Annotated in this window: 1 protein-coding gene; it reads left to right on the top strand. The window is 70.5% G+C overall.

Annotated features, from left to right (window positions below):
- Window positions 1–173: 173 nt before the first annotated feature.
- On the top strand, window positions 174–1,021 hold an 848-nt coding region (locus AC6EXY_RS33310), incomplete at its 3' end, for a DUF4037 domain-containing protein (protein WP_499819034.1).

Here is a 1,021-nt window from a genome sequence, read left to right on the forward strand (position 1 = left end):
ATGAGGGTCACGGCTGGTCGGGCCGGAGGGCGTTCGTCCACCGGGGGAGCATGGAGGAGATTCTCGGAGCCGTGTCTGGTCGCGATCTTTCTCGGCGGTTCTATGAGCAGGCGGTTCGGCCGCTGATCCTGGGCGTTCCGCACGCTGCCGCGTTGCTCGGTGAGGGTTCTGAGGTGCTCGGTTTCGACGACGAGGTCTCCACCGACCACGATTTCGGCCCCCGCGTACAGCTGTTCGTCCCGCCGGACGTCGACACCACGCCGATCGACGTCGCCCTGCAGAGGCTGCCGGTCCGGTTCGACGGTTTCCCGGTTGTCTACCCCGACAGCGACCGATACGACGGCCGGCCACACCACCAGGTGGAGGTGACCACCGCGCGGGCGTTCTTCGTCGGCCGGCTCGGCGTCGACCCGGCCGACGGGATGGCTCTGGCGGACTGGCTGCTGGCCCCAACGCAGATCCTGGCCAGCCTCACGGCTGGCGTGGTCCTGCACGATCCGCTCGATCTGCTCGCCGCGCGGCGCCGGGCGCTGGCCTGGTACCCGGACGACGTCTGGCGCTATGTCCTGGCCGCCGGCTGGCTACGGGTCAGCCAGGAAGAACCGTTCATCGGCCGCACCGGCGGACGCGGCGACGACCTCGGCTCACGTCTGCTCACCGCCCGCATGGCCCGCGACCTCGTCCGGATCGCGTTTCTCCTCGAACGCCGCTGGGCCCCGTACGGCAAATGGCTGACCACTGCGTTCGCGCAGTTGACCCTCGCGGACCAGGTCGGTCGACACCTACGCCACGCGCTCGGCGCGACGCGGTGGCGGGACCGCGAGGCGGCGCTGTGCGCCGCAGCCAGCGATCTTGCCGCCGCCACGAACCGGCTTGGTCTGGCCGAGCCGGTCGACCCCGCGCCGCGCCGCTTTCATACTCGAGACATCCAGGTACTCGACGCGCAGCGCCTCACCCGCGCACTGACCGACGCGATCAGCGATCCACATCCGCGAGCCCTCCTCACCCGACTCGGGCACCG

It is taken from the genome of Frankia sp. RB5, assembly GCF_059816245.1.